The following is a 23,502-nucleotide window of genomic DNA, read 5'->3' as shown; positions in this document are numbered from 1 at the left end:
CGAAACCCCTCGCCATAATGTAGATTCTGCCCCAGCTAGAAGGAACCTCCTAAAGCTGAAGGCAGCGGTGGCGACCAAAGATGAGAAGTGCCTTAAACACTCCAACCTGCCTTCGGAGATTTCAATGGTAACAGAGAACGAATTCAATCTCATGAGGTGGTCTAGCACAATCCCTCTGTGCGACGATCTGTGGTTCGGCATGCAAGTCAGAAATATCGCAATAGTCGATTTCACAGTTCTCAGAGGAATTGAAAGCGAAGCGGCTCAAGCGTTTATTGAGCGAGAGCGCACCCCAACAGATATTTTGTTGCCCCTTTCCGCACTTAGCCAAATGTGGATTTTCAGTGTCTACGAGTTTTTGCGCACATGGCGCCAGCGGGCAAAACAAATCATCGAAGCTGCCGAGAAAGTGGCAGCAATTGATGAAGAAGGTCGCACGACAACTCTAAGTGAAATAGTCGAGGCGGCGAAAGAAAAAGAGCGTATGGTCAAGAATGCGCCAACTTGGCACTCCCTCCATCTCGAGCAAGTCACTGATTGCGCCTTTATTGCTTCCGTGCGCGAATTTTGGGACTTTTCGGAACCGATTTTTCGCGAAGCTGAGGCGCTAAGGGTGACACTTGCAAAGCACGAGATACCCAAAACGAGAGGGCTCGTCGCGGAAGCGCCGGGATACGGACGAATGAACCACTTTACCGGTTCGATGTATTGGTTTGTCACACTGAAAGATGAGAGTCAGGTCCAAATCGACCGTCGTAAGCTTGCTGACGCCTTGTTCCGGATCAACGAAAGCTCCTAAGGCCGGTTTCACACAGTTGGGCATTCCTGCCAGTTTGCAATGGTCGTGATACCGCTTCTCGTTGCCTCTAGTGCTGCCCGCAGCATGGGACGTAGTGAGCCAGGGCGAAGGCATGTCTACTTTCGGCAAGAGGGCTAGAGTATTTCGCACGGGCAGCACGTGTGGCGCTCGCAGCCATTTCCATGACCGCTCCCGGCAGGCTGCCGAACTGCTTCCCGTAGAGTTCGCTTTCGTATTGTGTTCAGGGTTAACTTCCTTTCCTGGGTGCTAGCCATGGGTGCTGAACCTTGTTTACAGCTTCGTATTTGACCTTAAGAGATGGCCCCGATCCATAGGTGCTTGCCACGTCAGATCCGGAGTGTCCGGTGATAAAATCGTTCGTCTCCTTTGAAACTCCAGCATCGCGCAGGAGGTCCTTAAGCGTACCCCGCAATGAGTGAAGAACCTGGCTCTTGTGTTTGTTTGGTACTTTTTTGATGAACTCACCAAGAACGCGTGACGCTCGGTTGCTGGCTTTTCCGTCGGCATCTAAGGTGTAGTCAAATAGGCGTCCTGAACCGCGTGGTGGAAGGGTAAGGCAGTCGGGCAGTGCGACGAGGCGCGCGGACGCTTTGTTTTTTACGATGGCATCTGACAGATCGAAGTACCTTATTTCGTTCAGCTCTTTAACTTGATCCCATGTCAATAGGGCGGCTTCGTCCAACCTCATCCCGGTTGTAACAAGTATTTCTAGAAGAAGGCGCTCTTGCTCGGGCATTTTCATTGCGAACAGTGCGTGAAGCTGAGTGGGTTCGAAGGGTTTATAGTGCTTTGTTTTAGTTCCAAAATCGCTGAGGTTCAGGTGTGCCAACGGGTTTGCGGCAATAGTTCCTTCCTGCTCGCACCAAGTAAGCATCGCTGATACTGCGCTTATAGTGCTCCTGATCAAAGAGTTGGACTTCCCGTCAGATTCCAATTCCCAGGCTAGGTCGTACGCCATGGATTTCTTAACTTCGGTAACACATGGGTCCCTCGACGATTTAATGAACGTCTTGATTTGCCGCTCAGCTGCGGTCTTTGACTTTATCTTACGACTTTCCCACTTTTTGGCGGAAAGGTAGCAGTCAAGAAGTTTGCTTAACGAGGTATCGCTAGCTCTTTGCGCAGGAATACCAGCACTATCTTCTGATGACGAACTAGCCAAAATGGTAGCGAACTGGTCTTCGGGTTCCCTGAACTGATCAACAAAAATTTGTAGGTCTTCTTGAAAAAAGGCTTCGGCAACTGGTTGAAGGTCGCGATGAGTTTCGGTTGGCTTAGATAGTATGAAGCCACCGCCCCATGATGCTTCCCTGGCAACACTTTCAATCATATGGAGAAGCTGACTTCTCCAAGGGGTGTCGTGGCGGAACTCATGCCGAATATTATGAGGACGTACTTCACCTGACCCGTCGGACAATGCGTCTACAGCCGTGTCCACCAAGGTTTGCATGATGTCGTAGTAACGCTCTTCCTTCTTCTTTTTAGCGCGGTGCTCTTTAAGCGCCTTGCGTGAGGCTTCCTTGCGCGCCTCAACATCGAACAGTTGGTAGATTTCTTGAGCGATAGCGTGTTGTTTGCGTTCCGCAAGCTTCAGATCCGAAGTCCCAGTACTCCTGCGAATTTGCTTCTGTTTGAATAGGTGCTCCAACGGTTTGGGCACAGTCACGGAGACTGCAAACTTGCGCTTAACTAGGATCAAAGAGCTCGGATGGTATTCCAATGTAATGGCCGATTTAGTGTCCAACTTAGTGTCCACTTTACAGCTATCTTCCTGTTTTTCAATGATCTTGAACGCTTAGGAGATAGTGGAGGCGAGTACCGGAATCGAACCGGTGTACGCGGATTTGCAATCCGCTACGTCACCACTCCGCCAACTCGCCTTTTGACCCAATCTGTGGCACGTGGTGTCCTGCCACACAGTCTAGGGGGTGTTTATTTGTGTTCCTTTGTGTTCGCAAGAGGCAAAATGACAATCCAGACCGAAAATACATGAACCTGATCCTGTGCCCATTTTGGCGTTCAATGCGGGTGAAATGCTGAGAGGTGTTTATTCTTTGACAGTTACCAGCAGTGGGGCAGCATGTTTGTCACGCTCTATTCAGGAAAACAGCTGTCGACTCCGTGCCCTGTCGTAAAACATCGCACCGGACCTTATGCAGTGTTGGGTTGCTCCTGCTGCCTTGTCATGCCTGCTCACAAGCCTGGTATCTCACAGGTCAGGCACAGTGTGAGTTTTTGTTGCGACATAAATGAATGCAGCTCAACAGGGCCGAAAGCATCGCCGATAACCTGGGCCACGCCGGACGGGAAACGGCCGAGCAATAGAGGCCTGGACCGTAATGCGTTCCTGCGGCGCATTTGGTGGAAGATCCTGCTTGCAAACTGGAAAGCAGCGCGCCGGAATTTTAGTACCCAGTCAGCCACGCATCGAGACGGGCTGCCCGCGCTTGCAATTGCTCTTGTTTGAGCTCTTCAGACGTCTGCTCGTTTCAAAGTCGTTTTTCTTCAGTGCGAGATCTTTCGCGCTTTGTTGCAGGACAGGCCGAGGCTGCAGGCACGAGCTGCACTGGCGGTTTCTAAGTATCGGTGCTTCACGCGCCCATTCCTGCTTTCGTTTCAGGAAACCGAAGATGGCCAGGGCTGTGGCTTAAGTCTCAAAAGGGTTCTGGCTGCGTGGCGCCAGGACGCGGCGAGCCTTGTAGGTGTCTTTCAAGGAAGTGAAAGCTGTTTGGGGGGCGATTTAAACATTCAGGCAATCTACTGAATTAACATTTTAAAATTTGTATTTTGGCCCGTGCAGCAGGGTAGGTGTTGGCGGCGGGACAGCGGTCGATTGCAGCAACGCCCTGCGGAGTACTGAGTTGCTGTAATCGCAAATTGGGCTCTGCGACGGGGCTGCCCTGGCAGGTCCTCAAGGTGCGGCTTTGATTTTTATGAATTCGAAGACAGGGGGCAGGGGGGATGGTAGATTTTTCACGGTGGGGATTAATGCGCCCATAAAGGGCAAAACGAACACTTTGCGGAGGTGCTGAATTGCATGAATCGAACCTAATTGATCTATCGTATGCCTGCTTGAAGAAATTGAAATCCGATGGTCTGGAATTGGAGGTGCTGTCTGATCTGCGGGCGTTTGAGGGCCGAATGGCCAAAATCGGAAAAGCGCCTAATCACCCGATGATTTCACCGGATTGGCATGATTTCAGCTCTTCAGATGCCTTCTCAATGATCTTTAGGCAAGGAGGACAGGACATTGGAGGGGTCGCCGCCCGTCACCTTGATCTTGGGGATGACAGCCTGGCTCAGCATTGGGCCTCTAGCTATATGCGTCTGTATAGTGACGGATCATCCGTCCCTGTTGGACGGTTTTCGACCGTGGCAGGCCGGGAGATCACTGGAAAAGTCGTCTACCTCGGGGAGTTGTTTTTGCGGAAGGGGAGCCGCAATGGAAGCGTGTGCTGGAGGCTTATCTTTCATTTCCTTTTTGCGCTGTGTTTTTTGAAATGGCATCCCGAATGGATATACGGCTTTGTCCGCCAGCCGGACGTCATGAGCGGAAAGGCAAGCCGCTATGGCTTTACCCGGCAATATATCGGACCACAGGAATGGAGCCATCCGCCGGCCACGCGCAGCTCGAACGAGTATTTGGTAGCAATCCCGCGGTTTGATTTATTGGATGCGGCGTCGTTCTATTCCAGGAACCCTGAATACCTTTTGCCTCAGGCGGGATCGGGTCAGGCTGGGAAGCAGTAGCTCAGGACAAACTTGTCTCCGCGGGGGCTGGCAACTGGCAGTTGCAGTCGAAAATATTCAACTTCGATCGGTGCAACCTTCTCGGGGAGGGGAATGCTGACCCCGATCGGCGAGGAGAGAGCAGTCTCTCCCGTGGTGGAGACCTCATAGTAGCTTTGCACCAGGGCCAGGCGCGCGGCGTCGTCAAATGTCTCAACCAGTTTTCTCAGGGCGTCCGGGCTTGTGGTTCCGAGCTTGCGGGCGGCAAGACTTTTGCCGCCCACCTCAAAGGGCTCGACCATGCGGTCGGCGATGGCGGGGCTGCGGATGATGTCAAAGTGCTCTTGCAGTTGTTCGTGTCCGATAAGGACGCCACCCTGTTGGTGCCACCAGCGCAACAGCAGAGGCACAAAGCTGTCACCAAGCGTGCCTTTTGTAAATTCGTCTGCAAAATATAGCTTTTGGCGCGCCACCCGCATCACATCCGACAACACGCGTGACGCCTGTTTGTTGACTTCGAGTTGGTAGTTCGGGTCGGGGGTCAGCGACAGGGTGTCATCGCGACGCATCAGGGTTTAAAAGGTGATACCCAGCTCGGTCGCAAGCTTCATTGATGTGAAGACACCTGGGTCGCTGGTGCGACCTGCCAGCACCCCTGAAAGGTACGAGCGATCCTTGCCGAGCGCCTTTGACAGGGGGCCGAGATCGCGACCGGACGCTGTGATAAGCTCCCGCCAGTGTTCGATCATATCCCTGGTCATCATAACGGCTCACCGGTGTTTATTTACAACGCATGTGTCGTCATAGTTGACTGCGATCGGGCCTGTCAACAAAGTGCTGCATTGCCACACCCTCAATTTGGGACGCTCTATTGCGACCTGTGGTGTCCTGAATTTTTCCCGGCTGTTCCTGGATATCTAGGCGGGCCGGAGGACTTGTTTAAAGACTGAGAGCGTACTTAATTATGTGCCAAAAAGAAGCTATTTCTCTTCTGAGCCAGATTGGTTTGGAGCCAACCGGACAGGCGAGAGAAGACCTTTTGCAGATTTTAGCAAGAAATCCCGCTCTGCCGGAGATAGTTGATGCCATAGTGCTAGCAACTCTCGATCTGCGTCTGACGCAGATTGAGTCATTCCTGGATAAAAGAAATTATAAATTCGCGGAGCCTCGCTTGCTTGAACAAGGCGGGTACCCGTCAAAATCTTGCTGATTTTATCCGGTGAAATGCCTGTTGCCCGCGATAGCTGTGCCTTGGCACCGCGCATTCCGTTCAGGTGGCGTTGCAGCCAGTTTTTGTCAATCTCTTCAATCGCTGTCATAAGGAGATAATCGCGATAATATGAAAAGAGACAAATTTCACACCCGGTTTTGACCAAAATTGCGAACCCCGCCAGCACGCTGTCGCGGCTGGTCCTGGCCTGTCGCGGCTGACGCGTCGCCTTATTGCGCCGCGCCGCGCAGGATGGCCTGCGAAATCAGCTGTGCAATCGCTGGAAAGGTTCCAAGGGCGGGCAGGGTTCCTCCACCAAAATCAGCCTCCAAAAGAGCTGCGGGAATGTCCTCTTTCACGTGATCTCCGGACTGGGCAAAGAACGGCAGGCAGAGGCTGCCTTGGGGCATTTTTACCGCCGCCTCGGCAATGGTGGGAGATTGCTCCACATAGCCGGTTGATATGGCGCAGTCTGGCATCAGCGGGCGTAGGGCTGCGGCAAAGGTCTCGGTGGCCTCTGCGGCCTTTGGGCCGCGTGCTGACCCATGGGCCGCCAAGAGTATCGCGGGCTTGGCCACGGCCCCCGCTGTTGTTGCCTGTGCCTTGATCTCATGGCGCAATATCTCACTGGTGAGCTGCGGCAGATGTGGATCCTGACCAAAGGGAGGGAGGATACGATGCCGGAACGCGCCCAGCCTCTGGGGCAGCACCTGCGATGTAAACCAGCCGCTGGCCATGAAGAACGGATAGACGAGGGCGCCATCCGCCATCACTTGTTCTAGACGATCCCGGGTTGCCAGTGTCGCAGAGCGCAGCTCCCAGTCTGGCAGGAAGCCCGCGACCTGTTGTGCCCATGCCGCCAGAGAGTGTTCCGGGGCTTCGGGATCAGAGGGTTGGCCATGGGCGGTCAAAACGACGATTTTTGAGGCGGAGCGCATAGGCTGGGTAACTTCTTTTCTGGATTGAGAGCGCCGGTCTGGAAGGCACGCTTTTGGGGCAGGCTTTGGTGGGTATGCTTTGGGTGTATACTGGGGCGGCGATGGGCGTGGAAGCCAATTTAGCCGGTTTTGAACAAAGCTGATATGCCGTTGCACCCTCTGTCTGATCCCCGCGTCTCTGGCGCGCCCTATTCAGGCTTGCTGATCCAGCAACATGGCTCTGCTTCCTCCGTCGCGCCACAGGTTTTGGAACGGCTAAGGTGCCCACAAAATTGCGAAAACTACATTTTTCCACAGGGAAATCCTGGTTAAGCCCCTTCAAACCTAGGCCAGAATCCAGATCATTGCAGGCCTTTTCTGAAGCGGGCGGGCAGGTGGCCCCAAGCGCTACCTCACGCCTGGGAACCCCCTCAAGCGTGATGTGCAAAAAGCTCCAGATTTCACCTGAAGCGCCCGTTACATGCCTTGACGCCCCTATGGCTATCAAATATGAGATGTACCTGTTGAGCGGGCGTTGTGTAATGGTAAGACCTTAGCCTTCCAAGCTAATGACGCGGGTTCGATTCCCGCCGCCCGCTCCAGTATTTCCCCGAAAACATTGAATAATTCGCCTTGTAGCGCATTTTGATCCCCACTCTGACTGTCGCTTGAAACGGCATACAGTTTGTCGATCTGCGCGACGGAAAACACAGGGCGAGCGCCTGCGTATGGGCGCGCGCCGCGCTTGTGTTCACCAGCGCCTGCTTGTGCCCTGGTCTGTTTAACGCGGAACGGTCAAAGATCACTGTGGCGGAGCAGTTGAAACGGGCGGGGCTTGAGGCTGTGGAGCTGCGCGTTGCCCTAACTTTCTTTATTAATTTGCTATGGCGGGTAGTGGCCAGGAGGGGCAAGTCCTGCGCTGGTTTTTAACTGACATGTTGCGCGTCGGACAGGTCAACCGTACTGATGGATCTCAGCGTATCATATTGACTGATTTGCATGGTATGGTGTCACAGCCTGGTGCGTCATTTGCCAATGCGGTGTTCGAAGTGAATCCAGAGGGTCAGATCACCGATACTCGTATGCCTGAAACGGGGCCAGAGGGCGCATCCATCCGAACCGAGATGGTGGCGATCTGGAATGGGGGCTATTCAGGGGGGCAAACCAGATCAGCCGAAAAAAACCGATTGCTGACAGCTGTCATGCAACTACTCTGTGCTGAACATGCTGTGATTGTTGACATGCTCCGGGGTGTTGTTGGGTCGTCAAGGGGCGGTATCTGCTGCTTGGGCGTCCCTAATCGTGCGGTGAATCGCGACAGAGAGATCATTTTGCGACACAGGTTTTGTTAAGACGTTGTATTTTCCGGATGTTGCCAGATCTTCCAAAGCGTCTCCTGCATAGCCTGTAATCAGCAAAACGGGTATATTGCTGTCCAGGGCATCGACGGCTCTGGCAACATCCGTGCCCTGGATGGGGCCAGGCATTACAACATCGCTGATAACCAGATCGAAGGTCTGATCGCGGGCGAGATGGCTTAGCGCCTCTTGCCCGGAGGTTGCGGTAACGACATCGTATCCAAGAGTTTTAATCTGACGAGACAGCGTCGGAAGCAACATCTCATTGTCCTCTATCAGCAGAATTTTCCCGCGACCAAGTTTCGGCGGGGTGGCGGTATCGGATGCTATTGCCTGCAGGCTTGCGTCCTGCGCTGCCGGAAACGTCAATTCTATCGTCGTGCCCGCATCAGGCGCGCTGGTGATCGTAAGATCTCCGCTGGACTGCTTGACAAAGCCGTGCACCATCGCGAGCCCCATCCCAGAGCCCTTGCCGACTTCTTTTGTGGTGAAAAAAGGCTCGCACACCTTTGCGCGGGTCTCTTCGGTCATGCCGACACCAGTGTCGCTGATTGTGATGCGGACCTGCTTTTGCTCAGTAATTTCAGGCCCGGTGCCCGGGCTGGTGACATTTGCACATGAAATCGTCAGCGTGCCGCCCTGCGGCATGGCGTCCTTTGCATTCAAGGCGAGATTCAACAAAGCGTTTTCCAGTTGGCCGCGGTCCAATTTGACCATCCAGGTCTCTGGTGCCTCTGGAACCCGAAGGGTGATATTGGCCGGAAAGACCCTTGCGATCATCTTGTGTACGTTTTGCAAAACATCCATTGGCTCGATCAGCTGTGGGCTCAGGGATGCGCGACGGCCAAAGGACAGCAGATCACGCACAAGCGTGGCACCGCGTTTGGTCGCCCTGATCGCGCCCGAGCGGAACTCGGCAAAATCCGGATCTGTATCACATTTGTCCGGCATCAATTCCAAATTGCCCATTATGACAGCCAGCAAATTGTTGAAGTCATGCGCGACACCGCCGACCATCCGCCCCAATGCATCCATCTTCTGCGCTTCTACAGCGTAGGCCTCGGCCTGCTTGCGGACGATTTGATGCTCGAGATCAGCAACAGCCACGGCCAGGCTGCGCGTCCGCCGGGCAACGAGGCGCCGCAGGGTAAACAGGAATACGCCTGCCAGAACAAGAAACGCCAGAGCTGTCGCCAGCATCGCCAAAACCCAAAAGGGCAGCGGCAGCGGCACAATTGTTGCCCAGCGCTGGGACGCATGTTGAAAGGCCGAGCGAAAGGTCGTCTGTTGGTGAAACACCTCCAGATTGATCGCATCCACCACACCAAGCTCCATGTCCGGCGAGGCCGCAAAGTGCAAAGAGTAGGTGCCAAACGGGATTTGCGCGAGATAGGTTGTTTTCTCATCGCGCGTGTCCGATGCGGCAATGAATCTGTTGACGATTCCTATGTCAGCATCGCCTTGCGAAACCGCCTCCAGCACCCCTTCCATTGAGGACGCCCAAACCAGATGCGCCTGCTGCTCCTGCCGGCGCAGATGTTCGGTGATACCCTGTTCCTGAATGCTGTTGGCCAGAACGGCGATCCGCTTGCCCTCAAAGTCGTCCAGGGTTTCAAAAGAGACATTTGCCGCAACAACGATCGCGAACCAGCTATACAGCAAGGGTTGTTCGACGAACTGAAACTTTCCGGCCCGTTCCGCCGTATAGGCGATATCCGGCATGAGATCTATCTCGCCGGCTTCAAGCATCTCGAGGCAGACCGCCCAAAGGCAATCCACGTATTCAATATCATACTCTAGATTTCCGAGCACCGCTTCGGTCATTTCAGGCCAGAACCCTGATGGAACATTGTCCTTATTGCGAAAAATCGTCGGCGGGTTTTCATATTGGGCGACGCGAAGCGTATCTGCCCCGACAGGGCAAGCTGCACTGAATTGCAGCGCGCAGAAAGACATAACAGCGCCCCAAAAGGCCCAAAACCGGTGTGTAGATCTCTTGCAATTTCGGGTCATCAATTTCGGTACCCCTTGTTGCGCGCAATATCTGCGTCGATGTCTGTCGCTGCTGCATCCAGAGTTTCTTTGACATCGGCCCCCAGCGCGATATCCACCAATGCGCGTTCGAACACTTTGGCTGCGACCACATAGCCAGGTGATTGCGGACGAATACGGCCGTAGTCACGCGCCAGATCGTAAAATGGCGCAAGTAGACCCTCAGATCCGTAGGAGCGGGATTTTTCAGCCGCGTCTGCCGTTGGGGGAATAATGCCAAGCGCATCTGAAAGGGCGATCAGGTGTCGGGACTGCGCTGCAAATTTGATAAAGGCAGCGGCGCCTTCAGGGTGATCAGAGTAGGACGACACAGCAAATTGCCAGCTTCCCGCCCCAATGACCGGGCCTTCGCCCATATCTGGCGGCGGCAGGATCAGCATATCGTCACCGAAATTTTGCAGGATCTCAAGCGCATCCCAATTGCCTGACAGACGCAGGGCGTACCGTCCAGCGAGGAAGCCGGTATCGCGGTCTGCCTCTGACTGCTCCAGCCCCGCAACGAGGTCGCGTTCAAACAGTGAGCGCCACCAATGGCAAAATGCCAGACCCGCCGCCCCGTTTAAGGCCCCCTGCGCCGTGAGGTAGCTCTGCCGATCCATCAGGTCGCCACCAAAACTGTTCAGAAAGGCGCCAAATGCATAGGCGTACCACTCGCCGCGTTGCACAAGCCCAAGATCCAGCGGATGCGGGTATTCGCCAGAGGCCTGCAGCGAGATCAGAACCTCGTCAAATTCTTGAAACGTCCAGGGGGCGCTGTGCGAGGGTATGCGAAGTCCGTGACGCTCCAAAACAGACCGCCGCGCAATCAGCGCTATCGCGGCTTCCCACAAACCAAGGCTGTAGAGTTCGTCCTGCCAGACACCCACAGTGGATGGGAGGAAGTCTTTGATCGCAGAGGCGTTGACTGGCAGCGGCTGAAGATATCCCAACCATACCCAATTCGGCAGCACGGGCAGGTCTACATCTACAATATCGGGCAGGTGCCCGCGTGCAGCCGAGGCGACAACCGAACTGTTATAGCCTTGTTCAAAAAAGCTCTGGGTGACAACGCGCCAGTCAGGTTGGCTCTTGTTGAACTCTGAGACAATGCGCTCAATCTCAGTCCGTTCCGCACGATTGCTCGCTCCGTGGTACCAAAGGTCTAGCTCTGTCTGGCCAACGGCTGCCGATGATAGAAGGGGAGACCAAGGTGCTGAAAAGCGAGATAAAAGCTGAGCAACGCATTTCTGACCTCTGAAAACTTCAATAAAACTCTGTACAGTTAGCCAGTAGATTGTGGTTGCCGCAAGTGTGGTGGCCACAGAGGCGGGAAACTGAGTTTGAAAATGCAACTTTGCTGCGCTTTGCTGCAGTGGCGCTGGCTGCAGCATAGAAGGTCCTGCGCCAGAGAAATTGATGGCAGATTTGGACACAAACACTGGGAGACTAACCTGGGGACCAGCCCTGAGACTGGCCCGTAGACTGGCCCTGCGCCTGAAAAAATCGCCCAGCGCTAACAAAACCACCCCGCGCCGCACAAAAATGGCGGCGCCTTTCGGCCCCGCCACGTTTTCTTTGTTTCGCTGTGGTGGCCAAGACCCAACGCGCCCCGGCCAAGCCATAAACCCGATGCGGGTTTAATGCATCAGCAGGCGGGCCTCGTGACGTTTCAGCGACCGGCGTGCCGAGCTGTAAGATTCCAGACCCTGGGCTGACTTCAGCTCCGGGAAGATCTCAAAAATCTCGTTGCGCTGCGCATTATCAAGACCGCGCAGGGTTTGGTCGCCAGGCTGGAAGCTTTCAGTCCAGGCCCCATCCGACAGCACGACCTCGTGTTGGTCGAACATAAAGTGGATATAGGTGACCGAGCTGGTCTCCACCGCATCAACACCCGCAAGACCGGTCAGATGTTTGGCTGCGACCAGAACCTCACGGTCCTCAAAATACAGCGCGGTTTTGTCATTGGCGACCAGCACCCGGTGGTTGGGGCTGACCATCATGTCCCGCTCGGGCAGCCCATTGCCAAGGGCACCTTCGCTGATCAGGATCGGCTGCAAATGCTCTGCCGCCTTCAGTTCCGCTGCCGCAAGGCTGCGGCTGCCCAGCCAGCGAATGGCCTGGATACCGTTGTCACGGGTGATGATGCGGTCGCCGACCGCCAGATCTTCGACCCGGCGCTCGCCTTCGGGCGTGGCAATCAGCGTCCCTGGCGTAAAGCAGGGAATGATCCGCTCGATCTCGCTGTAGGACATGGTGCCAATCACCGAGTCAGATCCGTCCAGCAGGTTGATGCTACCGGAATAGCTGTTGCCATCGGGATCCGCCGTCTGAGAGGCGATCTCAAAATTCATCCCGGTCAGATCCAGTGTGTCGAAATCATCGCCGGTGGATCCACCGTCAACCACGTCGCCATCGCTGCCGCCGATGAACAGATCCCGGTCGGCGCCGCCGCTCAGCGTATCGGCACCATGGCCGCCAGTGATCACGTCATTGCCGATGCCGCCGGTGACCTCGTCGTCGTCGATACCCGCGTCGATCGTGTCGTCGCCTTCGCCGCCAGAGAGGACGTCGTCGTCATCCTGACCATAGATCAAATCATCACCGGCGCCGCCGTCGATGGTGTCCATGCCATTGGTGGGATCAGGATCAACGGGCCGTCCGTCGGCGCCGTCATCGGTGATGTTGAGCCCATCCGGAAAGGCCGGGTCCAGACCACCATAGAGGGTGTCGTTGCCGCTGCCGCCCTGCAAAAGGTCAGAGCCTTCGCCACCGGTGATAATGTCATCATCCGCACCACCATCGACAGTATCATCGTCAATGCCGGCCAGAATCGTATCCTCACCTGTACCACCGGTAATCAGGTCATTGTCATCGCCGGTGAGAATGAGATCGTCGCCATCACCGCCATGCACTGTGTCGCGGTCATTGAAGGGGTCAGCGTCTGCCGGGACAAACGGGATGTTTGGCGTGGTGCCGGTATAGCCATCAAATCCACGGTCCGGCAAAGGCAGCGGATCTCCGGAAGAGGTGTCAATGATATCATCGCCAGTCCCACCTTCTACACTGTCGGAGCCGTCGCCACCGTAGACAGTGTCATTGCCTAGGCCAGCCAGTACCGTGTCGTTTCCGTCTCCGGCCTCGACTGTATCGTCGTTCGGGCCGTCAGCGGGGTTAATGGCATCCTCGTTGTCGATACGGTCGCCTTCAGGGTCGCCAGTATAGTCGATGTCGATCAAATCATCGCCGGCACCGCCCTCGACAAGACCGTTCAACCCTCCAACAGGATCAATAACGTTGTCATCCAGCACGGCAACAAAGTCGATCGCTCCGTTGAAGCTTTCACCGCCATCGCCATTGGCAGCAATGACAAAGCTGTCTTCGCCACCAGCAGCCACATCCAGGGTCATCCCGTCGGTGCCGTCACTGGTCGTGACGCTGGTTCCCTGAGTGACGTTTTCCACCACCATGGAGACGCCCTCGGGGCTCCAGCCATAGGTGACTGTGACCACGTCTCCCAAATCGAAAAAGCCAGAGGGCGTTTCCAGATCCACTGTGTTGCCGCCATCGGCATGGCTCAGGTGCACACCACCGGTATCGGTCACCCGCACCACAAAACTCTCACCATCGGCATCGCCTTCGGTGGCAAGCCCGCGGCTCACGACCGTTTGTTCGCCGTCACCGGGACGCGCGTTGGACCGGAAGGATGTGATGAGCGACCCTGTCGACAGGTCAAAGGGGTCGTCGTTGTCCCCTGGCACAGCAAACTGGCTGGTGGAGCCATTGCTCAGCATCCAGCCGCCGGCAAAGGTCATCCCACCTGTTGGGACGCCGTCCTGAGCAATTCCGTCGTCCAGCCCCGTATCATCGTTCAACTGTCCGTCACGAAAATCCCAAAGGCCAACCAGATTGGCCGAATACGGGTTGTCAAAATTAGCAGCCATCTCGTTCTCCTCATCGGCATTCAGACGCTCTGACCCGCCCCCGGAACCAAAGCACCAAATCCGAATATCAATTCCACCGCAGGAACACGGCCCATATTCAGATCCCAAAAAAGGAGAGAGGTATTCTACGTGACCTCAAGCCGCCATGGAACGGGCGCAAAACTGCGCAGGCCCCGACAGCGGTCGTACAGGTCAGGCTATTCCTGAGACTGGAACAAACGTGAAGGCAGTCCACGTCGCGCAAAATATCTAGCGCTTCACCGTCTCAAAAACAGACCAGAGAAATTTCACCCCCCAAATGGGCAGGTTAATGAATACCTTAAGCAGTTGACTCAACAAAGCGAAAAAACCTTCAGAAGTTTTAATAAAGTCGTCTGCAACCGCAATGACCCCTGTGGCTGGCTGCCGCAGCATAAATCGCAGAAAGGCCACTGTTTACAGAGAGCTCTCAAATGTATCGTCAGGCCGGGATCTTTGCTGAAATGGAAACAAAAGCATGATTTTCGACGCACGGTTGTTCCCAATCTGGCAACAGCAGCAATAGGCTGATCAGGCCTGACCTCTTCCCGGCACATCTGGGTGGCCGTCGCCAATAGACATCCAATACCTGCAATCGGGCCGGACTGTTTCACTGATAGAAACCTTAGGTGCACGAATCGCTACAAAAACCGCGCAAAAGTGTAGGAGAACCGGTTCTGGCCTCGCCGCCCTCAGCCGGCTTTGTCACCCAAGGCACAGATGCCAGGATCAAATTCCTCTGACAGCGGCCTTCAGGGAGGCTACCGTAAACCTGATCTGGCTAAACGGGCGCAGCCCGGGCCGACTGCAAATACGCAAAAGGATAGAGCATGAGTGATTTTAGCGAGGAGTTGTTCCTCAAGGGCCTTGAGAAGCGCAAAGAAACCCTGGGCGCGGAATATGTGGAAAAGAACCTCGCGGAGGCTGATGATTTCACGCGCCCCTTTCAGGAGGCGATGACCGCGTGGTGTTGGGGGTTCGGCTGGGGCGATGATGTGATTGATGCCAAAACCCGCAGCATGATGAACCTGTCCATGATTGGGGCGCTGGGGAAAATGCAGGAGTGGGAAACCCACTGCCGTGGCGCGGTCAACAACGGGGTCAGCAAGGAAGAAATCCGCGCCATTATTCATGTGATTGGCATCTATTGCGGTGTGCCGCAGGCCCTGGAGTGTTTTCGAGCGGCGAAAAAAGTGTTCGACCAGTAACACCGCAAACCCTGGAAACGGGCAGACCTTGCAAACGGGCAGGCCATGAACGCGGGCAGGGCGTGGATGCGGGTAGGGTGTAGGTATTGACCTCTATGTGTGGCCTGTATGTGCGGCCTGGTCTGGGTGTCAGGTTTCTGTCGGCGGGCGAATATCGCCAGTCGCCAGGACAGGGGAGGCATCCAGGCCTTCTGCGTCCAGCATCGCGGCGACCCGTTCCAGGCCGGCAACCCGCAATGCCTGTTCCCAGTCATCCATTGCCGCGAATTTTCGCACGAAACGTTGCTGCAACGGGTCCGGCGCCTCGGCCAGCACAACCCGCGCAGCATCTGTCAGCAAAATGTGAATCTGGCGCCGGTCCTGGCTGGACTTTTCGCGCAACGCAAGGCCATCGCGCACCAGCTTATCTACCAGCGATGTTACCGTGCCCTGGGAGACCTGCATGCGCCACGAAATGGCTTTTGCCGTCACAAAACCCTGCTCTGCGATAATCTGAAGAACCCTGAACTGAGCCGGGGTAACGCCTGTGGCCTGTCGTATCTCGCGCCCGAACAACTCGGTTGCGCGGACAATACGGCGCAGCGCGATCAGGCTACTGTCGATGCGGTCCATAGACCCTCCATTGCTTCAGAGATCAAACCATACAATCACGATGAGCGGCATTCAATTCGCAATTTACTTTGAGTAACTAAGCATAACGGCGGTATTTTGCGACACTTTACGGCCATTTTTGCGACAGTCTGCGCCATATATTGGGACTATTCGCCACATGGTGCTTTGAGTGTTGAAGTTTAATCGGCGCTCTGGTACTTCGGTAATCGAAGCGACAGGAGAGGCCGACTATGCAACACTCCACGGACCCCATGCGCAGTGCGCATCCTACCATTCGCAGGCCAAGTGCCGCCGATGGTCCCGAGATCTGGAATTTAGTGCGCGCCTGTAAGCCGCTGGATGAGAATTCAATGTACTGCAATCTTTTGCAGAGCGATCATTTTGCGGACACCTGCAGCCTTGCGGAACTGTCGCAGCAGACGGTCGGCTGGGTGTCAGCCTATGTGATGCCCAATGCCCCCGACACGCTGTTTGTCTGGCAGGTTGCCAGTGGCGGAAGCGGCCCGCGGCCGTGGGCTTGGGAAAATGATGCTGCAGTCCATTCTGCAGCGGTCCCAGTGTGACGCCGTCACGCGGCTGCAAACCACCATCACCGCCGACAATGAGGCCTCCTGGGCCTTGTTTCGCAGGTTCGCCAAATTCCAGGACAGCCAACTGGAGATCCAGCCCTACTACACACAGGCGCTGCATTTCCAACAGCGGCACAAAACCGAGAACCTGGTCACGATCCCCCTGTCAAAACGACTGGCGATTGCGGCGTAAACCATGCGCCCCTCAGCCTTTGCCTGCCTTTTCGCTCTGCCCTCTCACAAATCCAAAAGAGACCCTATGCTTACGCCTTCGACCGACAAAGCCATTTTTACCCGCCGGGAATCTGACGCACGCAGCTATTGCCGCGGGTTCGACACAGTTTTCACCTCTGCCAAAGGGTCCGAGATGGTGGCGCAGGACGGGCAGCGCTACATTGATTTCCTCGCAGGATGCTCTTCGCTGAACTATGGCCACAATGACCCTGACATGACGGAGGCCCTGATCGAGCACCTGCAGTCCGATGGTATCGCGCATGGTCTCGATATGCATACGACGACCAAAGCGCAGTTCCTCGACACGTTTGAGCAGTTGATCCTGCGTCCGCGCGGAATGGCGCACAAGGTGATGTTCACTGGGCCAACCGGTGCCAATGCTGTGGAAGCTGCGATGAAGATCGCCCGAAAATCGACGGTCCGCAGCAACATTATTGCCTTCACCAATGGCTTTCACGGTGTCACGCAGGGGGCCCTGGCAGCCACAGGCAACAGCTACCATCGCTGTGGCGCCGGGGTGACGCTCAACAATGTGACGCGGATGCCCTATGATGGCTATCTTGGGCAGGCCTGCGACACCGCCGATTTTCTGGAAACGATGCTAAAGGACCGCTCGTCCGGCATGGATGCCCCGGCTGCAATCCTGCTGGAGACCGTGCAGGGCGAGGGCGGCCTGAATGCTGCTAACCCCGACTGGCTGCGCCGGATTGCAGCACTGGCACAAGAGGCCGGCGCGCTGTTGATTGTCGATGACATCCAGGCCGGTTGTGGCCGCACGGGAGGTTTTTTCTCCTTTGAGGACATGGGGATCTCTCCTGACATCGTGACACTGGCCAAATCCATCTCTGGATATGGCCTGCCGATGGGGTTGGTGCTGGTGAAGCCCGAACATGATGTCATGGGCCCGGCCGAGCACAACGGCACCTTTCGGGGCAACACGCATGCCTTTGTCACCGCGCGCATCGCGATTGAGAAATTTTGGGCAGACGCGGAATTTCAACAAGATGTCGCCCGCCGCGCTGACATAACCGAACAGGGCCTTGAGACCCTCGCAGACCTGGTGCCGAATGCGCGCCTAAAAGGCCGGGGCATGATGCGGGGCGTTGACGTAGGCAGCGGCGCGCTGGCCAGCAAAATCTGCAGCCGCGCCTTTCAGCAAGGGCTGATCATCGAGACCTCGGGGTCAGAAGATCAGGTCGTCAAGATCCTTGCGCCGCTGACAACACCGGACGCAACGCTCCAGGCCGGCCTCGATATTCTCATTAGCGCCGCAAATGATGTGGTCGGCGCCCATAAATTTGCAGCGGAGTAGAGCTATGATCATTCGGGATTTCAACGAGATCGTCAAAACAGAACGCAACCGCGTTGTGGCCGATGCAAAATGGACCAGCGTGCGCATGCTGCTTGCTGAGGACAAGATGGGGTTCTCTTTTCATGTGACCTTCCTTGAGGCCGGCTCGGAGCACACCTTCGAGTATAAAAACCACTTTGAGAGCGTCTATTGCATGCAGGGCATAGGCTCGATCACCGATCTTGCGACGGGTGAAACCCATGCCATTCATCAGGGCGTGATGTATGCGCTGGACAAACATGACCGCCATGTTCTGCGCGCAGACGAAGGATTGATCATGGCCTGTTGCTTTAACCCACCCGTGACTGGCACCGAAGTCCACAGCGAAGACGGCTCTTACGCCGCCCCAGCCGCGCTCGAAAACGCCTAAAGGAGGCTCGGCTCCGACCGGCAGTATGCCTTTGTTTCTTCATAAGCAGATCATCGCAAAGAGGGCGGCAGATTGATGCGGCGCGCGCATACAGTGTGCAACACGCCCGGCACAGCGCGGCGCCGCAGGAATGACAGGCGCTGTTCCTGCGGCGTTGCAACCGCTTGCGTTACGGGGCCGGCGCCTTGCCGGTTGGGAATGGCTCAATGAACAAACTATCCCGAGAGCTGGACGCGGCTCAGACTGTGCAGGACAGGCTGAGCATTCTCTATGAAACGTTACGCTTTCGCATTTGTACGTTGCGCTACCCTCCGGGGTTTCGCCTGTCTGAGACGGCGCTGGCGCAAGAGTTTGACTGCAGCCGAACGCCTGTGCGGCGGGGGCTGGCCTGGCTGGAAAGCGAAGAGCTGATTGACTCCCGGCAGGGCGTCGGAACCTTTGTCACCGCGTTAGACCCCTCCTATCTGAGCCAGAATTTTGTCGTGCGTTCCACCCTGGAGCGCGCCGTGATTGATATTTATCCCACCGCGCATTCAACCCCTTTGGCAGAACGCTTTGAGGCGTTGCAAGCGGCTCTGCCCTGTTTGATGGCACAGCCAAGCATTACGGCATTTGCCGAGCTTGATATGCAGGCCTTTGACGCCTTTGTCGGGATAACCAGCAATGAGGCCCTGCGTCTGAGCTGCAAAAGCTACTATGGTCGCACGACACGACATCAACTCCACCTTTTGGCAAAAGATCATGCCTGGCTTGTGACGGCTGCCGAAAACCTGAAGGCCCATGTCAGTAACATGCAGTCGGCACTGGCTGCGGACAACCTGGAAGCAGCCGCCTACTATCAGATCGCCTATACGCGCATGATAGCGCCCTAAAAGGGCCGCTGTTTGGCAAACTGTCCCAGGGGGGCAACAGAGCCTTTTTGCTGATTTCAAAAATGCATCCATGTTTCGCTAAACTCTACATATCCTTTCAGCAGGCTTAATTGAATTTAGCGACCTGATCGATAGTTTCGGCTAGAATCAAATTTGGTTGGAGTTAATGATGGGTTTCAAGGCTTTCTATGCACATGTCGCAGGAACTGTTTTCTCACTGGCAATGGTCACGAGCGGCAGTCTGCAGGCTGAAACCCTCCGCATTGGCGGCACCGGCGTGGCTTTGGGCGGTATGGCCCTGCTGGCCGAGGCCTTTGAAAAGACCCACGAAGGCACCACGATCACGGTTCTTCCCAGCCTTGGCAGCTCTGGCGGCGTGCGCGCTCTTACAGCAGGGGCCATTGATCTGTCAGTGAGTTCACGTGCCTTGAAGGCCGCGGAAACGGAAAAAGGGGCCGAGGCAACACTCTACGCAACGACCTCGGTAGCCATCGTCACCTCTAAAATGACCACGGCTGATACAATAACGCTAGAACAGCTTGAACAGATGTATGCCGGAGAGATTACGCAATGGCCGTCTGGCCAGCCTGTCCGTGTTGTCCTGCGTCCTAAAAACGAAACAGACACCAAAATTCTGGTCAGCCTTTCAGACGACATGGCGGTGGCCATGGACGCCGCTCAGGAAAGACCAGGAATGGTGAGGGCAACCAACGATCAGGAAAATGCTGAGATGCTGGAGACCATAGAAGGATCTTTGGGGGTCGTGGCCCTGGGACAAATTGCGACTGAAAACCGCCAGCTCAAGATCCTGACGCACAATGACTCCCCGACATCCAGCGGGGAATTCGCGCAAATTGAATTGTATTCTAAAGAACTCTTTGTCGTACAGACGCAAAACCCTTCGGATCTGGCGAAGCTCTTTGTCGAGTTCATTTTTTCAAAACAAGCACAATCTATCCTTTCTGCGACCGATCACACACCTAAGGGGTGAGATGAAATGAACGCTTCTTCTGCTGAGGCCACCTCAAAAACGCCAGCGAGTATCGTTCGGTTTGCCACGATTATGGCATTCACGCCCTCGATGACGCTCGCGTTTACCCCGCCGCTATTGTTTTACTATTTCGGCGCAAACTACGAACAGGGTCTCACGGAAGCAGAAGCCAATATACACTCCAGAACCGTTTCGCAGCTTATCGGGCGCAACCCCACTATGTGGCAGTTTGAGACGCTTCGGATAGGCGAATTCATCGAGAATACCGAACCAGGCAACCAAATCACAGTTGTGAACTCTGTCGGCGAGACAGTGGTGGAAACGGGTCCGGAACAGGTCTCAAGTCCTAGTGTTTCTGTGACCTTGCCCCTGTTTGACGCGGGAAACCCTGTTGGCGAACTCGTGGTGACCCATAGCCTGCGGGATGTGGCCATTGGGACCCTGATGGTGTTTTTTGTCACCGGCCTTGTCTCCTTTGGGGCGTTTTTCATTCTGCGGACATTTCCGTTAAAGCTGTTGAGGCGGGCGCTGAAAAGCGCTGTTTCTCGCCAGCCATGACCCCCTGACAAAACTGCCGAACAGATCTCTGTTCAATGACTCGCTCTTGCATTCAATTGTCGACGTCGACCGCCATGGGACCTCCATGGCCGTTCTGTGCCTCGATCTGGATCACTTTAAGGAAGTAAACGACATTCTCGGCCATGCGGCTGGCGACAATTTGCTCTGCCAGGCAAGCGCGCGGATGACCGCAACCCTGAGAAGCAATGATATGCTGGCCCGTCTTGGTGGCGATGAATTTGCTATCGTTCAGAGAAATATTGGCTCTCCTCTGGAGTCTTCTGTTCTTGCTCAGCGCTTGATTGAAACTCTCTCTGCGCCGTTTGATTTGGACGGCAACGAAGTCCTTATCGGCGTGAGCATTGGGATCTCGACACGCAATCCGGGCGACGATACCGACGGCGAGACACTGTTGCAGCATTCAGACATGGCGCTTTACGGCGCCAAAAACAACGGACGCGGCACGTTCAGGCATTTCGAACAAGAGATGAATGATGCACTGATCGCACGCAAAAAGGTCGAGGTTAGCCTCAGAAGGGCGATTTCTGAAAACGAGTTGGAGTTGCACTACCAGCCGCAAGTCGATTTGCAGACCAACACGATCAAGGGTGTCGAGGCCTTGCTCAGGTGGAACCACAAGACAGACGGGCTCATTTCTCCCGATCAGTTCATCCCTTTGGCCGAAGAGTGCGGCCTCATTGTTTCGATCGGGGACTGGGTCATCCGCGAAGCCTGCCGTCAGGCCAAAGATTGGCCAGATCTTACCTTTGCGGTCAACGTGTCACCGATCCAGTTCCGTCAGGGCAATCTGGTGAAAACTGTTCGGGACGCGCTTGCGACTGAAAATGTTGATCCAAAGCGTTTGGAGATTGAAATTACCGAAGGCGTGCTCCTCAGTCACACCGATGAGACGATTTCCACACTCAAAGAATTGCAGGAGCTTGGCATCAAGATCGCCATGGATGACTTTGGCACCGGCTATTCAAGCCTCAGCTACCTGCGCCGCTTTCCCTTTGACAAGATCAAGATCGACAAATCCTTCACCACAGATCTTGGCACCTGTATCGCCGCCGACAGTATCATTGAAGCCGTGATCAAACTGGGGGCTTCCATGGGGATGACCTCAAATGCAGAAGGGGTCGAAACCATTGAACAGGCTAATTTGCTCAGAGATCAGGGCTGCAAAGAAGTTCAGGGGTTCCACTTTAGCAAGCCCATGCCATCGGCCTCCATTTGCGAGCTTCTGGCAGATTGGGAGTGGGATACCTTTCAGAAAGATAACGAAAAATACTACGTTTTGAATGCGGCAGAGACCCTCAAGGGCTAGGGGCACGCCCCGTTGGTTTGCGCCACCGGCAGGCGCGCTATAGGTAAAAGGCGCGCCGCAAGGATCTCCAGAGCGCGCCCTTGTCAGCCTTAGACCTTTAGCGGTGTGTCGCCGCGTTTCCACGCCAGGGGGTGGAACACTTCGTCAACGGGTGTTTCAGCCACGTGGTTTACGTAGTTCGACATGGTTTTCTGGGCCAGACCCAGGATCACGTCGAGGACCGCACGATGACCATAGCCTGCGTCAAAGAACGCTTTCATTTGCGCCTGAGATACGTTTCCGCGCTCGCGTACCATCTGAACCGTGAAGGCGCGCAACGCCTCAAGTTTGGCGGTGGGCAGTGCGGTTTCGTTGCGCAGCGCCTCTGTGATGTCGTCCGAAACCTTCATCATTTTGGCGATCCCAGTGTGGGCCGGAACGCAATAGTGGCAGGCATGCTCGACGTTGATCGACTGCCAGACAACCGTCAGCTCGTCGGCATCAAAATCGGTCTCGGTGAACAGCTTGTGAAGCAACTGATAGCCTTCATAGGCCTGGGGGCTTTCGGCCAGAACCTTGTGCAGCCCTGGCAAACGGCCAAAGGCCTTTTGCGACTGTGCCAGCAGCGGCTTTGAGGCTTCGGGGGCAGAATCCTGATCGTGGGATGGGAATGTCATTTTGGTCGGCCTTTCCTAAAGTGTCACTCACTGTCGTTTAGGCTTTCTTGAGCGATCACTCAAGTATATATTTGAGTGATCATTCAACATTTGGTGATCCAATGCCCCGCAAACCGAACTTTGACCGTAACGAGCTGATTGACCGTGCCCGCGACCTGTTCTGGCGGCGTGGCTGGGCGGGCACCTCGTTGAAAGACCTGGAAGCCGTTTTGCAGATGAAGCCCGGCAGCTTTTACGCGGCATTCGGATCAAAGGACGCGTTGTTCGAGCTGGCAATGGACAAATATGCAAAGGATGGCGCCGAGAGGCTCAAAGAGTTGGCGCAAAAATACGGCCCGCTCAAAGCGCTGCAGCGTTTTCCGGAAATGGCGATCAGCAACGCTGACGCCCCCGCCAAGGCCTGTATGTTGTCCAAGACACTGCTTGAGCTGACCGCGCATAATCACCCCTTGGCCGACAAAGCAAACCTGCATCTTCTGAAGATGGAAGGGCAATTCACAGAGCTGTTTCAACAGGCGCAGTCCGCCGGAGAGATTGGCCGCGATCATAGCCCGAAAAGTCTCGCGCGCAGGTATCAGTCTGACCTTTTGGGTCTGCGGGTCTCGGCAGAACGCGACGGCGTCGACGCCAAGGCAATCGCCCAGGAAATTGCAGACGGTTTGACCCGCATCTAGAAGCGGTGCCCAGATGCGAAGCCTAAATTTGTAGAGCCACCTCCTGGGGCGACCTG

General features: G+C 55.4%; 21 protein-coding genes and 2 tRNA genes. 12 read left to right on the top strand and 11 right to left on the bottom strand.

The genetic code is table 11. The annotated features are described in order from the left end of the window. Positions 1–124 precede the first annotated feature (124 nt). A complete protein-coding gene (locus B4968_RS21635; RefSeq protein WP_139792969.1) occupies positions 125–799 on the top strand; it encodes a hypothetical protein in 675 nt (224 codons plus the stop codon). A gap of 247 nt (positions 800–1,046) precedes the next feature. Here the strand turns inward: B4968_RS21635 and B4968_RS21630 are convergent, their stop codons facing one another. Further along, on the bottom strand, positions 1,047–2,564 hold the full coding sequence (locus B4968_RS21630; protein WP_139792968.1) for a DUF6538 domain-containing protein: 1,518 nt from the start codon (positions 2,562–2,564) through the stop codon (positions 1,047–1,049). 62 nt (positions 2,565–2,626) lie between these two features. After that, positions 2,627–2,700, bottom strand: a tRNA-Cys gene (locus B4968_RS21625). Positions 2,701–3,853: 1,153 nt separating this feature from the next. Here B4968_RS21625 and B4968_RS21620 point away from each other — a divergent pair. After that, positions 3,854–4,570, top strand: coding sequence for a hypothetical protein (locus B4968_RS21620; RefSeq protein WP_139792967.1), 717 nt, complete (start codon positions 3,854–3,856; stop codon positions 4,568–4,570). Here B4968_RS21620 and B4968_RS21615 read toward each other — a convergent pair. From B4968_RS21615 to B4968_RS21605, 4 genes are all read right to left on the bottom strand, one after another. After that, on the bottom strand, positions 4,552–5,118 hold the full coding sequence (locus B4968_RS21615; RefSeq protein WP_083101268.1) for a hypothetical protein: 567 nt from the start codon (positions 5,116–5,118) through the stop codon (positions 4,552–4,554). The genes B4968_RS21620 and B4968_RS21615 overlap by 19 nt on opposite strands. 6 nt (positions 5,119–5,124) lie before the next feature. Then, entirely contained in the window at positions 5,125–5,313 is a 189-nt protein-coding gene (locus B4968_RS23355; RefSeq protein ID WP_139792966.1) for a helix-turn-helix transcriptional regulator, read from the bottom strand. A gap of 216 nt (positions 5,314–5,529) precedes the next feature. Further along, positions 5,530–5,946 (bottom strand): hypothetical protein, encoded by a 417-nt coding sequence (locus tag B4968_RS23350; protein ID WP_139792965.1) that lies wholly within the window; start codon positions 5,944–5,946, stop codon positions 5,530–5,532. Between the two features lie 43 nt (positions 5,947–5,989). Next, on the bottom strand, positions 5,990–6,697 hold the full coding sequence (locus B4968_RS21605; RefSeq protein WP_083101266.1) for a CbiX/SirB N-terminal domain-containing protein: 708 nt from the start codon (positions 6,695–6,697) through the stop codon (positions 5,990–5,992). A 507-nt stretch (positions 6,698–7,204) separates the two neighbouring features. Here B4968_RS21605 and B4968_RS21600 point away from each other — a divergent pair. Next, positions 7,205–7,278: transfer RNA gene (locus B4968_RS21600), tRNA-Gly, on the top strand. Positions 7,279–7,941: 663 nt separating this feature from the next. Here the strand turns inward: B4968_RS21600 and B4968_RS21595 are convergent. The 3 genes from B4968_RS21595 to B4968_RS21585 all read right to left on the bottom strand — a co-directional run bounded on the left by B4968_RS21595 (position 7,942) and on the right by B4968_RS21585 (position 14,006). After that, a complete protein-coding gene (locus B4968_RS21595) occupies positions 7,942–9,990 on the bottom strand; it encodes an ATP-binding protein (protein ID WP_161492635.1) in 2,049 nt (682 codons plus the stop codon). A 56-nt stretch (positions 9,991–10,046) separates the two neighbouring features. Next, positions 10,047–11,456 carry a sugar ABC transporter substrate-binding protein gene (locus B4968_RS21590; protein WP_083101280.1) on the bottom strand — a complete coding sequence of 470 codons (1,410 nt, stop codon included), beginning with the start codon at positions 11,454–11,456 and terminating at the stop codon, positions 10,047–10,049. A 246-nt stretch (positions 11,457–11,702) separates the two neighbouring features. Beyond that, the gene (locus B4968_RS21585; RefSeq protein ID WP_083101264.1) at positions 11,703–14,006 is read right to left on the bottom strand and encodes a Hint domain-containing protein; all 2,304 of its coding nucleotides are present in this window, start codon (positions 14,004–14,006) and stop codon (positions 11,703–11,705) included. Between the two features lie 848 nt (positions 14,007–14,854). On the opposite strand from B4968_RS21585, the gene B4968_RS21575 reads away from it, so the two are divergent. After that, positions 14,855–15,232, top strand: coding sequence for a carboxymuconolactone decarboxylase family protein (locus B4968_RS21575; protein ID WP_083101262.1), 378 nt, complete (start codon positions 14,855–14,857; stop codon positions 15,230–15,232). A gap of 129 nt (positions 15,233–15,361) precedes the next feature. Here the strand turns inward: B4968_RS21575 and B4968_RS21570 are convergent, their stop codons facing one another. Then, positions 15,362–15,844 (bottom strand): MarR family winged helix-turn-helix transcriptional regulator, encoded by a 483-nt coding sequence (locus B4968_RS21570; RefSeq protein WP_083101261.1) that lies wholly within the window; start codon positions 15,842–15,844, stop codon positions 15,362–15,364. Between the two features lie 489 nt (positions 15,845–16,333). Between B4968_RS21570 and B4968_RS25975 the strand changes: the two genes are divergently transcribed. From B4968_RS25975 to B4968_RS21535, 7 genes are all read left to right on the top strand, one after another. Next, on the top strand, positions 16,334–16,606 hold the full coding sequence (locus B4968_RS25975; protein WP_338153334.1) for a GNAT family N-acetyltransferase: 273 nt from the start codon (positions 16,334–16,336) through the stop codon (positions 16,604–16,606). Between the two features lie 66 nt (positions 16,607–16,672). Beyond that, positions 16,673–17,959 (top strand): diaminobutyrate--2-oxoglutarate transaminase, encoded by a 1,287-nt coding sequence (gene ectB, locus B4968_RS21560; protein ID WP_083101279.1) that lies wholly within the window; start codon positions 16,673–16,675, stop codon positions 17,957–17,959. 4 nt (positions 17,960–17,963) lie between these two features. Beyond that, entirely contained in the window at positions 17,964–18,368 is a 405-nt protein-coding gene (locus tag B4968_RS21555; protein ID WP_083101260.1) for an ectoine synthase, read from the top strand. A 206-nt stretch (positions 18,369–18,574) separates the two neighbouring features. Next, positions 18,575–19,240 (top strand): GntR family transcriptional regulator, encoded by a 666-nt coding sequence (locus tag B4968_RS21550; protein WP_139792964.1) that lies wholly within the window; start codon positions 18,575–18,577, stop codon positions 19,238–19,240. Between the two features lie 166 nt (positions 19,241–19,406). Continuing rightward, complete coding sequence (locus tag B4968_RS21545) at positions 19,407–20,231, top strand: PstS family phosphate ABC transporter substrate-binding protein (RefSeq protein WP_083101258.1); 825 nt, start codon at positions 19,407–19,409, stop codon at positions 20,229–20,231. Positions 20,232–20,237: 6 nt separating this feature from the next. Next, entirely contained in the window at positions 20,238–20,789 is a 552-nt protein-coding gene (locus B4968_RS21540; protein ID WP_083101257.1) for a hypothetical protein, read from the top strand. 46 nt (positions 20,790–20,835) lie between these two features. Continuing rightward, positions 20,836–22,116, top strand: a complete 1,281-nt coding sequence (locus B4968_RS21535) for a putative bifunctional diguanylate cyclase/phosphodiesterase (RefSeq protein ID WP_083101256.1) — start codon at positions 20,836–20,838, stop codon at positions 22,114–22,116. A gap of 89 nt (positions 22,117–22,205) precedes the next feature. On the opposite strand, the gene B4968_RS21530 is transcribed toward B4968_RS21535, so the two are convergent. Beyond that, a complete protein-coding gene (locus B4968_RS21530) occupies positions 22,206–22,772 on the bottom strand; it encodes a carboxymuconolactone decarboxylase family protein (RefSeq protein ID WP_083101255.1) in 567 nt (188 codons plus the stop codon). A 101-nt stretch (positions 22,773–22,873) separates the two neighbouring features. On the opposite strand from B4968_RS21530, the gene B4968_RS21525 reads away from it, so the two are divergent. Beyond that, positions 22,874–23,446 (top strand): TetR/AcrR family transcriptional regulator, encoded by a 573-nt coding sequence (locus B4968_RS21525; RefSeq protein WP_083101254.1) that lies wholly within the window; start codon positions 22,874–22,876, stop codon positions 23,444–23,446. The last annotated feature ends 56 nt before the right edge of the window (positions 23,447–23,502 follow it).

It is taken from the genome of Pseudophaeobacter leonis, assembly GCF_002087335.1.
GTDB classification, from domain to species: domain Bacteria; phylum Pseudomonadota; class Alphaproteobacteria; order Rhodobacterales; family Rhodobacteraceae; genus Pseudophaeobacter; species Pseudophaeobacter leonis.
This window is presented reverse-complemented; position numbering and strand designations above follow the sequence as displayed.